This is a genomic window from Cyanobium sp. ATX-6F1, from assembly GCF_047395825.1.
Lineage (GTDB): Bacteria > Cyanobacteriota > Cyanobacteriia > PCC-6307 > Cyanobiaceae > ATX-6F1.
On record NZ_JBCEBF010000003.1, the window covers coordinates 1,081,089 to 1,096,078 of the forward strand.

The window sequence follows — 14,990 nt, forward strand, 5'->3', positions numbered from 1 at the left end:
CTGCCTCCATGGCTCGGCCCACCGCCTGCGTCCCAACCCTCGGCCTGATCGCCGCGGTGCTGCTACCGCTTGGCTCCCCGCCGGTGGCCCAGGCCGCCCCGAAAGGGCCTGAGCCGGAGTTCCCCAGCACGGAAACCCTGCGCAAGGTCCAGCTGGCCGCCATCAACTGCGCCCGCGAAAACACAGCCGACACCTGCGAGCCCTCGCGCCAGCTCGCCGATGGCCTGATGGACAACCCCTGGCTCTCGGCCACCTGCAAGGACGACCTCTGGGACATCCGCCGCCAATCGGTGATCGCCGCCAGCAACAGCTACACCCGCCGCGAGGCGCTCAACAAGGTGGCCGAAAGTCTGCTGAACATCTGCAAACCCACCCTCAAGCCCCTGGTCGCACCGAAGCCAGCGGGCCCGGACAAACCAAAAGGCATCTTCGGCTTCGGCGCCAAGTGAGCGCCGCCGATGCACTCGCTCAGCGGCCCGCCACCGGGGCAGCCAGCTTGATCACCTGGCGGGCGGTGTCGTCCATCGCGTCGAGGCTCCAGAGGCCCGTGATCACCGCCGCTTGATCAGCCAGCTGGCAGAGGGCGCTTCGCTGACCACTGGCCTCACAGCTGGCGGATAGACCGAGCATGGCGTTGGTGAGTTTGCCGCGCAGGCAGGTCTCCGTACCGGTGCGGCCAAGCACCGCCTCGGCCGCCTTGAGGCTGGTGCCCACCGCCTGCTCATAGGGGTAGGCCTTGGGACCGCCCACGACTGCCGCCGCGGGGCGAAGGGGCCGAGCGCCAGCAACGCCAGCGCCAGCAGGGCCCAGCAGGGCCAAGCCGCTGTGGATGGAGCCGAGCTTGGGCAAGGGCCCAGAAGAGGCCCACCACCAGGGCGCAGACCCGACCAACGCTTCGACAAGGTTCCGCTTCGATCGCTAGGCCTCAACTTAGCCAGGGCCAAGCGGGCGAGCGGTCTAATTTGGTGCCCCCGGAAACCCTCCCGATGGCGCACAGCGTCAGCCTGGCCCAACCCTTCAGCGACCAGAAACCGGGCACCTCCGGGTTGCGCAAGAGCAGTCGCCACTTCCAGCAGCCCCACTACCTGGAGAGCTTCATTGAAGCGAGCCTGCAGGTGTTGCCAGGGGTGCAGGGAGGCACCCTGGTGCTGGGGGGCGATGGCCGCTACGGCAACCGGGCCGCCATCGACGTGATCGCCCGCATGGCCGCCGCCCACGGCGTCGCTCGCTTGATCACGACCACCGGCGGCATCCTCTCCACCCCCGCCGCCTCCCACCTGATCCGCCGCCACGGGGCGATCGGCGGCATCATCCTCTCGGCCAGCCACAACCCCGGCGGCCCCGAAGGCGATTTCGGCGTCAAGGTGAACGGCGCCAACGGTGGGCCCACCCCCGAATCAATCACCGACGCGATCTACGCGGTCACCACCGCTCTGGAGAGCTACCGCATCTGTGATGCCCCGCCCCTCGATCTCGACACACCGGGCCACGCCCAGATCGAGGGCCTGCAGGTGGAGGTGATCGATGGGGTCGATGACTACGTGGCGCTGATGCAGCGCCTGTTCAACTTCGAGCAGATCGGCGATCTGCTGCGCCACGACTACCCGATCGCCTTCGATGCCATGCATGCGGTCACCGGGCCCTACGCCCATCGGCTCCTGGAGGGATTACTGGGGGCCCCAGCCGGCACGGTGCTCAACGGCACACCCCTGGAGGATTTCGGCGGCGGTCATCCCGACCCCAACCTCACCTATGCCCACGAGTTGGCGGAGCTGCTGCTCGATGGCGACGACTACCGCTTCGGGGCCGCCTGCGACGGCGATGGCGATCGCAACATGATCGTGGGCCAGCGCTGCTTCGTGAACCCCAGCGACAGCCTGGCGGTGCTCACCGCCAACGCAGGCCTGGCTCCTGGCTACGTGGGCGGGCTCGCCGGGGTGGCGCGCTCGATGCCCACCAGCGCCGCGGTGGATGTGGTGGCCAAGGAGCTGGGCCTGCCCTGCTTCGAAACGCCCACGGGCTGGAAGTTCTTCGGCAACCTGCTCGATGCCGGCCGGATCACCCTCTGCGGCGAGGAGAGCTTCGGCACTGGCAGCGACCACATCCGCGAAAAAGACGGCCTCTGGGCGGTGCTGTTCTGGCTGCAGATCCTGGCGGTGCGCCGCTGCTCGGTGGCGGAGCTGATGGCGGAACATTGGAGCCGTTTCGGGCGCCATTACTACTCGCGCCACGACTACGAAGCGATCGAAAGCGAGCGCGCCCACGGGCTCTACGACCGGATCAAGGGGCTGCTGCCCACCCTGGTGGGCCAGTCCTTTGCCGGCCGATTCATCGCCACCGCCGACGACTTCAGCTACACCGATCCGGTGGACGGCTCGATCACCAGCGGCCAGGGCCTGCGCCTACTGCTCGATGACGGCAGCCGGGTGGTGCTGCGGCTCTCGGGCACGGGCACCTCAGGGGCCACGCTGCGGGTGTACCTGGAGCGCTACGAACCCGCCGATGGCGACCTGGATCAGGATCCCCAAGTGGCCTTAGCCGACCTGATCACGGCGATCGATCAGCTGGCGGAAATCAAAGGGCGCACGGGCATGGAGCGACCCACGGTGATCACCTGATCGCCATGCCTCAGGCCTGCTGACCCTCCGCAAACCAGCGGGCCTCCAGTCCCTTGATCACCACGTAGAAGGGCGGCACCACCCCCAGCGAGAGCACCGTGGCCACCAGGAGGCCGCCGAAGATCACCGTGCCCAGGGATTGCTGGCTCTGGGCGCCGGCGGAATGGGCCACCACCAGGGGCATGAAGCCCGCCAGGGCGGCGATCGCCGTCATCAGGATCGGGCGCAACCGTGATTCGGCTGAGGCGATCGCGGCCTCCACGGCGCTCATCCCGGCCTTCATGTGCTGCTCGGCCACCTCGACGATCAAGATGCCGTTCTTGGCGGCCAGGCCGATCAGGGTCACCAACCCCACCTGGGCGTAGATGTTGAGGTCGATCGAGCGGATCGCCAGAAACGCCAGCGCCCCGAGCATCGCCAGGGGCACGGTCATCAGGATGATCACCGGGGTGACGTAGCTCTCGTACTGGGCCGAGAGCACCAGATACACCACCAGGATCCCGAGCCCGAACACCAGCACGCTGGCGCTACCGGCCGAGAGTTGCAGGGCCGCCAGGCCGGTGAAGGCATAGCCGATGTTGTTGAAATCGAGGCTGCCAAACACCTCCTGGATCTTGGCCAGCGCCTGGCCGGAGCTTTTGCTCGCGGCCTCGGCCCCCTGCACCAGAATCGTGCGGTAAAGGTTGTAGTGGCTGATCACCGGTGGGGCGCTGGTGAGGGTCACCTTGGCGAACTCCGACACCGGCACGAGCTTGTTGTCGTTGGAGCGCACGTAGTAGCCCTCCACATCCTGAATCGTGCTGCGGTTGGCCGCCTGGGATTGCACATAGATGTTGCGCACCTGGCCGTTCTCGTAGGTGAGGTTGGCGAAGTTGCCGCCAGCGAGGATGCCGATCGTGCTCATCGCCTGGGTGAAATCGATGTTCAACGCCCCGAGGATGTCGCGATCAATGCTCAGCTCAAAAGCCGGCGCACTGGGGATGAACTGGGTGTAGACCGAGCTGAAAAAACCTGTGGCCTGGGCGGTTGAGGTCAGCTTGGTGGCCTGCTGGGCGAGCTCGGTGAAGCTGTAACCGCCGTTGCTGAGGTCGTTGAACTGGAAGTAGAAGCCCCCCTGGGAGGAGAAGCCCGGGATCGCCGGCGGCAGGCCGGCGCGCACGAAGCCGCTGCTGATCGTCTGCAGGCTGTCGTTGAGCCGCTTCACCACCGCTGCGGCCGAGGCCGAGGCGGCGGAGCGCTCCTCCAGGGGCTTGAGGCCAAAGAAGAACACCCCCTGATCGGGGCTGGCGCCGTTGAAGCCATAGCCGCTCACCACCGTGCCGGCCACGATCTCCTCCTCCTTGCCCAGCACGCGGGCCACTTCCTGGGCTGTGGCCTGGGTCTGGCTGAGGGAGGCGCCGTTCTGGAGCTGGAAGAAGCCCACCCCGTAGCCCTGGTCCTCATCGGGGATGAAGGCCGAGGGCAGGCTGGTGAAGGCGAACACCGTGAGCACGATGCCGGCCCCCAGGCCCACCAGGATCAAGCGACGGCGCCGAATCAAGGCGGCCACCAAGGAGCTGTAGCCACTCTCGACCTTGGCGAAGAAGACGTTGAAGCGCTCGAAGATCCAGGGCAGGTTGGCCCCACCCAGCACGCCCAGCACCACGCCGAGGATGTAGGTCCAGCCACCGACGCCGTTGAAACGGCCGAAGGCCAGACCCACCACCACGCCCAGCACGATCCAGATCGGACCCTTGGGAGGCTGGGGTTTGCCCCCGAGGATCAGCCCCGAGAGCATCGGCGAAAAGGTGAGCGCATTGAAGGCCGAGATCGCAATCGAGAAGGCGATCGTGAGCGCAAATTGCTTGTAGATGATGCCGATGCCGCCGGGGTAGAAGGCGACCGGCACGAACACCGCCATCAGCACCAGGGCTGTGGCGACCAGGGCTCCGATCAGCTCACCCATGCATTCGATCGCCGCCTCGCGGGCCTTCATGCCACGCTCGATGTTCTTGGACACCGCCTCGATGACCACGATCGCGTCATCCACCACCAGGCCCGTGGCCAGCACCAACCCCAGCAGGGTGAGCTGGTTGATCGAAAAACCAAACACCTTCACGAAGGCGAAGGTACCCACCAGGGAGATCGGGATCGCCAGGCTGGGCACCACCGTGGCGCGCCAGTCCTGAAGGAACAGGAACAGGATCAGCAGCACCAGGATGATCGCCAGGCCGAGGGCGTCCACCACCCCTTCGACGGCCGATTCAATGAACTGACCGATGTTGTAGATCTGCTGCACGACGACGCCCGACGGCACACCGGCGGCGAACTGATTCATCACCTCCACCACCCCCTCGGACACATCGAGGGCATTGCTTTCCGGGGTCTGGAAGACGGCCACGGTGATCGAGGGAAACCCTTTTTTATCCACCGCCACCTGGCCGAAGGTGTTGAAGCCGTAGGTGGCGCTGCCGACGTCCTTGAGACGCAGCAGGTTGCCGGCCGAGGTGCGTCCCACAATCAGGTCGTTGAGATCTTCGACCGACACCAGGTTGCCGTTGTTCTTGATCAGCAACGGGTAGGCGTAGGCCTGGTTGCCCCCGCGGGCGGGCCGCCCACCAGGCCACCGATGGCCACGGTGTTCTGGTTCTTGACCGCATTGACCACGTCGTTGGCGGTAAGGCCGTTGGCGGTCACCTTCTTGGCATCGATGAACAGCCAGAAGGCGGGGTTGGAGCCCCCAGCAGGTTGACGCTGGCCACACCGGGAACCCGGCCCAGCTGGTAGTAGAGGCTTTCGTAGATCAGCCCGTTGAGGTAAGCGGCATCGAACTGTCCGTCGCTTGAGCCCACCTGGTAGGCCAGCAGAATCGAGGGGGTGGATTGCTCCACCGACACCCCGGTGGCCTGCACCTGCTGGGGCAGCTGCGGCATCGCCAGGGAGACGCGGTTCTGCACGTTCACCTGGTTGATGTTGATATCGGTTCCTTCGTTGAAGTAGACGCTGATCGTGCTCGCCCCCTGCATCGTGCTGGTGGAGGCGATGTAGGAGGCGTTGGGCACTCCGTTGATCTGCTGCTCGATCGGATTGGTGACCGACTGCTCGGTGACGATCGAATTGGCGCCGCCATAGGTGGCGCTCACCTGCACCAGGGGCGGAGCGATGTTGGGCAGGTTTTCGATCGAGAGGGTGGGGATCGCGATCAGCCCCACCAGCACGATCAGGATGCTGCAGACCGTGGTGAGCACGGGCCGCTTGATGAAATTGTCGGACAGCGACATGGCTTGGCCTCAGCCCTCTGGAGTGCTGCCCGCCAGCCGGGTGCCAGGGGCGGCTTCGTTCACCGGCATACCGCTGCGCAGCAGGGCGGTGTTGCTCACCACCACCCGATCGCCGGCCGCCAGGCCACTGATCAAGGGGAAGTGATTGTTCTGCAGGGTGCCGAGCTTCACCGCCACCTGCACCACCACAGGCTGCTGGGGATTCTTGGCGGCCAGCTTCTCCAGCTTCTGCTTCTGCACCTCGGGCACCTGGGTGGAGGCTTTCAGCCGCGGCAGGATCGCCTGGATCGGCACCAGCTTGAACACGAAGGGCTGGGAAGCCTGCATCGTCACCGCCTGCACGGGCACCGCCAGGGAGACTTTCTGCTCGGTGATGATCCGGTTGGTGACCACCAGGCCGGTTTTGAGCTTGCCGGTGAGGTTGGGGAACTCCGCCTTCACCAACAACGAATTGGGCGGTGAGGGATTGGTGGCGGTGGCCGGGGTGAAGTAAGGGGAGATGAACACCACCCGGCCTTCGGCGCTCACCGTCGGTGTGCCCTGGGAGGTCAGCAGCACACGCTGGCCCACCGCCACCCGGCCAAGTTGGGTGGAGGGCACATCCATGCGGGTCCAGAGGCTGCTGTTGTCGACCACACCCGTGATCGACTGACCCTTCTGCACGAAATCGCCGAGCTTGACGCTGCTCAGATCACCGAGGATGCCGTCGATCGGCGCCTTCACGAAGGAGTAACCCAGGGTGGCGGCATTGGCCTTGACCTGGTCGCGCGATTGAATCGCCTGGGTGATATAGGCGTCGCGGTCCTTGTTGGAGACAGCCCCCTGGTTGTTCAGGAAGATGTAGCGCTCGGCGTTGATGCGGTCTTTGCGCGCCTCGGCCGTGCTGGCGTTGAGCTGGGCGCTGGGCTGCACGTTGTCGAGCACAAAGATGTGCTGGCCCTGGCGCACGCGTTCCCCCTGGCTGGCCAGGATCTTCACCACGCGGCCATCGGTTTCCGGTTTGAGCAGCACGTCGGTGACCGACTCCAGCTTGCTGACCACATCGATCCCCGGGGTGAACGTCTGGGGATCGATCGCCTGGGTCTGAACGATCAGCAGGGGCTGGGCGGTGGGCTTGCCAGCGCCGCATCCCGCCAGCAACACAAGGGGGAGGAGCCAGGCCGCAGATTTGCCCACGGAACAGTCCAAGCCGGCGCTGGCGAGCCTAATCACCCTTGGGCTCCTCCCCCGGGGCCTGGGTCGCTGGGGGCTCTGGCGCCGGGCCGCCGTGCGCGGCTTGCGGTGGTACGCAGGATCGGGGTTGCGCTCCTGCAGCTGGCGCACCGCTTCGAGCGTGAGGCCAGCGAGGCCGCCGAAGGCGCAGAAGATCACGAAAAAGATCACATAGGTGCGCGGACTCACCTGGGCCGGGGTGTTGGACACCACGGTCTTCAACATCAGGGCCACGGCGGCCCCCAGGGCGCCGCCGATCAAAGCGGCCAGCAGTACCTGGCGCCCGCGCAGGGGGGCCGGGGACGCCATCAGAAGGCCTCGCCGCCCGCGTCAACGATCACCGCAAGGTCGTCATCGGCAGGGGGATCTCCGGGCGCACCCATTGCTTCATCACCACGTAGAACACCGGCACCACCAGCAGCGAAAGCACGGTGGCCACCAGCAACCCGCCGAACACCACCGTGCCCAGGGCCGACTGACTCCGCGCCCCCGCGCCGCTCGCCAGAACCAGGGGCAAAAAGCCGAACAGCGAAGAGATCGCCGTCATCAGGATCGGCCGCACGCGGGACAGCGCCGCCTCCCGGGCCGCCTCCAGGGCCGTGGCCCCGGCCAGCATTCTCTGGTTGGCGAGATCGACGATCAGGATGCCGTTCTTGGCCGCCAGACCGATCAACATCACCAGACCCACCTGGGCGTAGATGTTGAGGTCGTAGCCGCGCAACCCAAGGAACACCAAGGCGCCGAGCATCGCGGTGGGCACCGTCATCAGAATGATCAGTGGATCGCTGTAGCTCTCGTACTGGGCGGCCAGCACCAGGTACACCACCAGGATCCCCAGGGCGAAGATCACCACCGCGAGGGCACCGGCCTTCACCTCCTCGCGGGAGATGCCGGTCCAGTCGAAGCCGATGCCGTTGACACCCAGCTTCTTGAAGGTGTCTTGCATGCCGATGATCGCCTGGCCCGAGCTTCTGCCTGGCGCCGCCGAACCCTCCACCTTGATCGAGCGGTAGAGGTTGAAGTGCGGGATCACCGCCGGGCCGGTGATCGGCTCGATCGTGAAGAACTCAGCCAGGGGGATGGTGGCGCCTGAGCTGTTGCGCACGAACACCGCACTGAGCCGCTCAGGGGTGGAGCGGAAGCTTTCATTCGCCTGCACATACACCCGACGCACCTTGCCTTCCTGGAAGGTGTCGTTGATGTAGGCGCCACCGAAGTTGAAACTGAACGCCTGCATCGCCTGGCCGTAGTCCACACCCGCCGCGGCCATGCGGTCGCGATCCACCTTGATCGCCAGTTGGGGCGATTCGGGGCTGAACTGGGTGAACACCCGATCGAACAGCGGCGACCCTCCCACCAGATTCTGGCGGGCGGTGTTGATCAGGTTGTTGGCGGCGCCAAAGAACGCGGGCAGGTTGAGGGCGCCACCACTGCGATCAAGCAACTGGAACTCAAAGCCGCCCGAGGCGCCGTAGCCGGGGATCGCCGGCGGTTCGACCACGAACACTCGCGCCCCCTGGATCTGGGCCAGCTTCGGGCCCAGCCGTCCCACGATCGCCGGAACGGACTGCTCATCGCCCGGACGGTCGTCCCAGTTCTTGGTGCCGAAGAAAAACAGGCCGCGGTTGGGGGCGTTGCCATCGAGGCTGGCGCCACTGAAGATCGCCGCCGAACTGATGTCCTTCTCGCCGCGCAGAATTTCGGCCACCTGGCGGTTGATGCGCCGGGTGGTCTCTTCAGAGCTGCCATCGGGGGCCTGCACGAAGCCGATCGCATAGCCCTGATCCTCCACCGGCACAAATCCTGAGGGGATGGCGTTGAAGGCCACCGCCGTGAGCACCACGCCGCCCACCAGCAGGGCCATCACCAGCTTGCGGCGCCCCAGCACCCAGCCCAGGGCACCTTCATAGCGGCGCTCAAAGCCGCCATAGAGGTGGTTGAAGCGATCGAAGATCTGCGGGGTGAACCAGCCCAGGGCGGCGCCGATGCCAGCGAACAGAAGCACCACCAATGGGGCGGTGAGGCCAGCCGAAAGCAGGCCGTAGATCACGCCGATCACCGCACCGGCGATGGCGTAGGTGCGGCGACTGGGGGTGGACTCTCCCGAGCCAGGAGCAGAGCCGAGAGCATCGGCGAGAAGGTGAGCGCGTTGAAGGTGGAGATCGCCACCGAGAAGATGATCGTGGCGGCGAACTGCTTGTAGATCGTGCCGGTGGCGCCGGGAAAGAACAGCACCGGCAGAAACACCGCGAACAGCACCAGGGAAGTGGCGATCACCGCCCCGAACAGGTCATCCATGGTTGCCTTGGCGGCCGCCACGGCACTGAGGCCCTGGGATTTCTTCGTGGAGGTGTCCTCAATCACGGTGATGGCGTCATCCACCACCAGGCCCGTGGCCAGCACCAACCCGAACAGCGTGAGCTGGTTGAGCGAAAAGCCGAAGGCCTTGGCGAAGGCGAAGGTGCCCACCAGGGCCACGGGGATGGCGATGCCCGGCACCAGGGTGGCCTTCCAGTCCTGCAGAAACAGAAACAGAATCAGCACCACCAGCAGCACCGCATCGCGCAGGGAACCCGTCACACCCTCGATCGAGGCGTTGATGAAGTCAGTGGAGTCGTAAATCTTCTCCAGACGAAGCCCGGGCGGCATCGTGGCCTTGAAGTCGGCCAGCACGCCTTCCACGCCATCGGATACCTCCAGGGCATTGCTGCCACTGAGCTGATAGATCGCCAGGCCCACCGAAGGCACGCCGCGCAGGTCGGTGGCGGAGACGTCATAGCTCTCACCGCCCAGCTCCACTCGGCCCACGTCCCGCAGGCGGATCAGACCACCGTCGGGGGCGGTGCGCAGGATCATGGCTTCAAATTCGTCGAGCTTCACCAGGCGGCCCTGGAGCTGCACCGAGAAGGTGAACACCTGGCCCTGGGGCGAAGGGGCGCCGCCGACGCGGCCTGCGGGCACCAACCGGTTCTGACTGTTGAGGGCCGCCACCACATCGCTGGAGGTGAGCTGGTTGGCCGCCAGTTTGCCTGGATCCAGCCAGAGCCGGATCGAAAGCTTGCGGTTGCCGAAGTAAGCCAGGCTGCCCACCCCCTTCACCCGCCGGATCGCATCGGTGAGGTTCTGATCCAGCAGGCCGCTGATCGTCTCGGTGCTGTAGGGGTTGGCGGGATCTTCGCTGACGACGTTGTAGACGAGCAGGATCGAGGTGGAGGCCTGGTTCACCACCACCCCCGACTGGCGCACCTCCGTGGGCAGCTGGGGCTGGGCCAGGGCCACCCGGTTCTGCACGTTCACCTGGTTGATGGCGCCGTCGGTGCCGCTGGCGAAGGAGATCGCGATCGCACTGGTGCCATCGGCGGCACTGCTGGAGGTGATGAACTCCATGTCCTCCACCCCGTTGATCTGCTGCTCCAGCACGGTGGTGACGCCCTCCTCGACACTGAGGGCATCAGCGCCGTTGTAGAAGGCGGTCACCTTGATGGTGGGCGGCGCGATGTCGGGCAGGTTCTCGATCGGCAGCAGCGGAATCGCGATCAAACCGGCGAACACGATCAGCAGGCTGCACACCACGGTGAGCACCGGCCGGACGATGAAGTTGTTGGAGGGAGACATCGTTTACAGGCCGCTCAATTCGCTGCCACCGGCACCCCGTGGCGCAGGTTGAGCAGGTTGGAGGTGATCACCCGCTGGCCGGCCGTGAGGCCGCGTTGCACGGGGAAGCGGTTGTTCTGCACCACCCCGAGGCTCACCGGGACCTGCAGGGCAAACGTGGTGCCCGGCGGCAGGCGGCGGGCGGCCTCCAGCACCGGCGCCGGCGGCTTGGTGGCCTCCAGCTCGGCGAGGCTGCCGGGGCTGAACACGAAGCTCTGGCCGGAGGTCTGGATCACAGCCTCAAACGGCACCGAGAGTTGATCTTGCTCATCGAGCACCAGCCGGGTGCGCACCCGCAGCCCGTTGCGCAGGGCCCCAGTGGGGTTGGCGAAGGCCGCTTTCACCAGCAGCGACTGGCTGCCCGCATTCACGGTCGGATCGATCGAATCGACGCGGCCATTGGCCAAGGTGCGGCCCGTGAGCGGGTCCTTGAGCACCACCAGCTGGCCCGGCCGCACCCGGCTCGAGAGCGCTGCCGGCACGTCGACCCGCGCCATCAACTCGGCGTTGCTCACCACCTTGGTGAGCTCCTGACCGGTGGCGATCACATCGCCGGCCTTCACCTTGAGGTCACTGATCACACCGGCGATCGGAGCGCGCAGATCGCGGAAGGCCAGGTCGGCCTCCCGGGAAATCACCGCCTGGCGCGAGGAGAGGTAGGCGGCGCGCAGTTCATCGCGCTGCAGGACGCTGGCGGCCCCCTGGCGGGCGAGGAACTCGAAGCGCTGGTAGTTGAGCTTGTCTTTTTCCAGCTGGGCCCGCAGGCTGGCCACCGAGGCCTCCACCTGCACCTGGTCCAGCACCAGCAATTGCTGGCCTGCCTTGACGCGGTCGCCCTGGCTCACATTCAGGCGCAGGATGCGGCCACCGGCCTGGGCGGCGAGCTGCACGAGCTTGTCGGATTCGAGCGTGCTGATCGTGTCGACGCCCTCACTGAAGCGTGCGGAGGCGGCTACGGCGGTGGCCACCGGCAGAATTCTCGGCTTGGCCGCTTCCGGTTCCTGGCAGCCCACCAGAGTGATCAACAGGCTTGCGGCGCCCAGACCAAGCACGAAACGGCGCGACACGACCAGCCTCAAACCTCGTCAGAGTCTGCCGCTCTGCCTACCCTTTGCAACGGGCCGCACCCTCCCCTGACGTGGAGTTCCCTGGAGTGATCGCGATGGGGGATTCGGTTTGAGCGGCACGGCCGACCATGACCTGTTTGCCCACCAGGAGGCCCACAACCGGGCCAAGGTGGCGCCCCTGGCCGACCGCCTGCGCCCACGCACGCTCGAGGATTTCGCCGGCCAGGAGGAGATCCTTGGGCCCGGACGCCTCCTGCGCCGGGCGATCACCGCCGATCGGGTGGGCAACCTCATCCTTCACGGCCCCCCGGGGTCGGCAAAACCACCCTCGCCCGGATCATCGCCGGCAGCACCCGGGCCCACTTCAGCAGCCTCAACGCCGTGCTGGCGGGGGTCAAGGATCTGCGCGCCGAGGTGGAGGCCGCCCGCGACCGGCTGGGGAAGCACGGCCTGCGCACCCTGCTGTTCATCGATGAGGTGCACCGCTTCAACAGCGCCCAGCAGGACGCCCTGCTGCCCTGGGTGGAGAACGGCACGGTGACCCTGATTGGTGCCACCACCGAAAACCCCTTCTTCGAGGTGAACAAGGCGCTGGTGAGCCGATCGCGCCTGTTCCGGCTGCAGCCGCTGGAAACCCGCCACCTTCGCCAGCTGCTGGAGCGCGCCCTGACCGACCGCGAGCGCGGCTATGGCGATCGGCGGGTGGAACTGAGCCCCGAGGCGGCCGATCACCTGTTGGATGTGGCCGGCGGAGATGCCCGCAGCCTGCTCAATGCCCTGGAGCTGGCGGTGGAGACCACCGAGCCCGCGGCCGATGGCGTGATTCGCATCGACCTGGCGATCACCGAGCAGTCGATCCAGCAGCGGGCGGTGCTCTACGACAAGCAAGGGGACGCCCACTTCGACACGATCAGCGCCTTCATCAAGTCGTTGCGGGGCTCCGATCCCGACGCCGCCCTGTTCTGGCTGGCGCGGATGGTGGAGGCGGGTGAGAACCCGCGCTTCATCTTCCGGCGCATGCTGATCTCTGCCGGAGAAGACATCGGCCTGGCCGATCCCCAGGCGGTGGTGGTGGTGGAGGCCTGTGCCGCCGCCTTCGAGCGCGTGGGCCTGCCGGAGGGGCTGTACCCCCTGGCCCAGGCGGCTCTGTATCTGGCCGGCACCGAGAAGAGCAACAGCCTGCTGGGCTTCTTTGATGCCCTCAAGAGCGTGCGCGCCGCCAACCGCCAGGAGGTGCCCTCCCACCTGCGTGATGCCAGCCGTGACGGCCAGGCCTTCGGTGACGGGGTGGGCTACCGCTACCCCCACGCCTACGCCGAGCACTGGGTGGCCCAGCAATACCTGCCCGGTGCCCTGCAGGGGAGGTGTTCTGGCAGCCGGGGCGGACGGGCTGGGAAGGCGAACAGCGCCAGAGGTTGCAGCAACGGCGCGCGGCCCAGCTGGCGGCGGCAGCCGAGACGGCAGCGGAAGGGGACGCCTGCGCCCCCTCAGCAGCGGGCCCGAGGACCCTGCCCTCGAGCGTTGGCTCAGGCGGCAGCTGGGGGCAGAAGGTGAACGGCTCGATCAGCTCCGGCAGCGGCTCTGGCAGGACGCCCGCTGGAAACGCCACGGCCGCACCCTGATCCTGGAGGCCCACTCGCTGCTCTGGGCCCTCGACCCCCTGGAGGCCACGCCGGAGGGGGTGGTGCTGCAGGTGAGCGAGGCCGGCGACCTGGAGCGCCTGGGGGCCCAGCTGGAGATGCTCGACAGCCTGCGTCGGCCCCAACTGCTGCTGGCCCCCTTTGGTGAACCGGAGGCGTTGGAGCGGCAGCTTGAACCTGGGCTGCGCTTCGAAACGATCGCCGCCCGCCACCCCTGGCGGGGCGCCAGCCCCGAACTGATCGACGCCTGGTTGGGGGCGCTGGAGCGCCTTGCCAGCCCCGGGGCGGAGCTGCGGCTGCTGTTTTCTCAGCCGCGCCTGGGGCCCGCCGGCGCCTTGCTGGAGCTGCCGGGCTCAGGGAACCACACCCCCTGCAGAACGTGCTGGAGCAGGTGGTGGCGCTTGAAGGTTCCTGGTTGCAGGCCAGTCCCGATCCAGAGGCCCTGGGGGCCGAGCTGGTGCGGCGGGGTTGGTCCCTGGAGCCGCGGATCTGGAATGAGCCGCTGAGCCTGGAGCTCAACGACGGGATGATCGAGCGCTGGTTCGCTCCCCAGGCCCCCTACCGCCAACGGCTCGAGCAGGCGCTCGGCGCCGCCGCTTGTGAAAACCAGCACCAGGCCTTCCTCAACCAGCGGGGCCGGGCGCTGCCCCAGCGACTCGAACACCAGCTGCTGATCGCCCGCAGACCAAAGCAGCCATGAAAAAGCCCCGGCCAAGCCGGGGCAGGGAGCCAAAGGTCCAGGGCTCACCAGAGACCGCGGATGGCCTCGGGAGCCGGAGCGGGAGCAGCCATCATGGGCTCGGGGCGGGTGACGACGGCCGCAACCACCTGGTTGGCCTGGATGCAAGCCGGCAGGAAGACGTACCAGCTGAGCAGCGAGGTGCACTGGGCCTCACCCACGCACTTGCCTTCGGCGCAGACGTTCTGCTTGCCGTCGTAGGTGTTGCAGGTGTCAGCCAGGCGGTAGTCGACTGGCAGGGCGGCCATGATGCCAGCCGAGGAGATCGAACCATCCACGGCGTCGGCGATGATCGCGCTGCGCAGGGATTCCACCGCGTAGGTGGACTGGGACCAGTAGGGGAAATAGCTGCGGGAAGCGTTCTTGAGGAACTTCACGCCGGCGGGTGAGTAGAGAAAGTCGGAGACACCGACCAGATCAACGCTGTAGGGCTTGGCCAGACCGGTGCGCAGTTCACTGGCACTCCAGCCGGAGCGGGAGATGCCCGAGGCGAGACCGCGGTCGGTGACGTCACCGGTGCTGATGAAGGTCTTGAAGGCCTCGAAGTTGGTGGACCACACCGCACCACCGGAGTTCCAGCGCACGGGGAGATCATTGTCGACGGCCGCGGAGGCGGGCAGGGCCAGGGCGGTGAAGGTGGCTCCGATCATCAGACCGGTGGCAAGGCGCTTGAGCACGGAGGTTGCAGCGAATACATCCGAATTCACCCTAGAGGTTGGAGTAACACTTGCCAACAACTTCGCAAGCCCTTTTGCTGACTTCATAACAACCATTCGAACCATTGACCAACAGCCCCTGTG

General features: G+C 66.6%; 6 protein-coding genes and 3 pseudogenes. 3 read left to right on the top strand and 6 right to left on the bottom strand.

Annotation, left to right across the window (positions count from 1 at the left end):
• Window positions 1–8 precede the first annotated feature (8 nt).
• A complete protein-coding gene (locus AAF143_RS17970) occupies window positions 9–449 on the top strand; it encodes a hypothetical protein (RefSeq protein ID WP_255009799.1) in 441 nt (146 codons plus the stop codon).
• Between the two features lie 19 nt (window positions 450–468).
• Here AAF143_RS17970 and AAF143_RS17975 read toward each other — a convergent pair whose 3' ends face one another.
• Window positions 469–849 carry a hypothetical protein gene (locus tag AAF143_RS17975; protein WP_414027480.1) on the bottom strand — a complete coding sequence of 127 codons (381 nt, stop codon included), beginning with the start codon at window positions 847–849 and terminating at the stop codon, window positions 469–471.
• Window positions 850–986: 137 nt separating this feature from the next.
• On the opposite strand from AAF143_RS17975, the gene AAF143_RS17980 reads away from it, so the two are divergent.
• Window positions 987–2,618: an alpha-D-glucose phosphate-specific phosphoglucomutase gene (locus AAF143_RS17980; protein WP_255009802.1), complete on the top strand. Its 1,632-nt coding sequence runs from the start codon at window positions 987–989 to the stop codon at window positions 2,616–2,618.
• 10 nt (window positions 2,619–2,628) lie between these two features.
• Here the strand turns inward: AAF143_RS17980 and AAF143_RS17985 are convergent.
• From AAF143_RS17985 to AAF143_RS18000, 4 genes and pseudogenes are all read right to left on the bottom strand, one after another.
• Window positions 2,629–5,878: pseudogene (locus AAF143_RS17985) on the bottom strand (efflux RND transporter permease subunit).
• 9 nt (window positions 5,879–5,887) lie between these two features.
• Window positions 5,888–7,399, bottom strand: a complete 1,512-nt coding sequence (locus tag AAF143_RS17990) for an efflux RND transporter periplasmic adaptor subunit (protein WP_414027481.1) — start codon at window positions 7,397–7,399, stop codon at window positions 5,888–5,890.
• Window positions 7,400–7,427: 28 nt separating this feature from the next.
• A pseudogene (locus tag AAF143_RS17995) lies at window positions 7,428–10,705 on the bottom strand (efflux RND transporter permease subunit).
• Window positions 10,706–10,719: 14 nt separating this feature from the next.
• A complete protein-coding gene (locus tag AAF143_RS18000; RefSeq protein WP_255009812.1) occupies window positions 10,720–11,811 on the bottom strand; it encodes an efflux RND transporter periplasmic adaptor subunit in 1,092 nt (363 codons plus the stop codon).
• A 109-nt stretch (window positions 11,812–11,920) separates the two neighbouring features.
• Between AAF143_RS18000 and AAF143_RS18005 the strand changes: the two are divergent.
• Window positions 11,921–14,151: pseudogene (locus AAF143_RS18005) on the top strand (AAA family ATPase).
• 44 nt (window positions 14,152–14,195) lie between these two features.
• Here AAF143_RS18005 and AAF143_RS18010 read toward each other — a convergent pair.
• A complete protein-coding gene (locus tag AAF143_RS18010; RefSeq protein WP_255009815.1) occupies window positions 14,196–14,867 on the bottom strand; it encodes an alpha/beta hydrolase in 672 nt (223 codons plus the stop codon).
• Window positions 14,868–14,990: the final 123 nt, after the last annotated feature.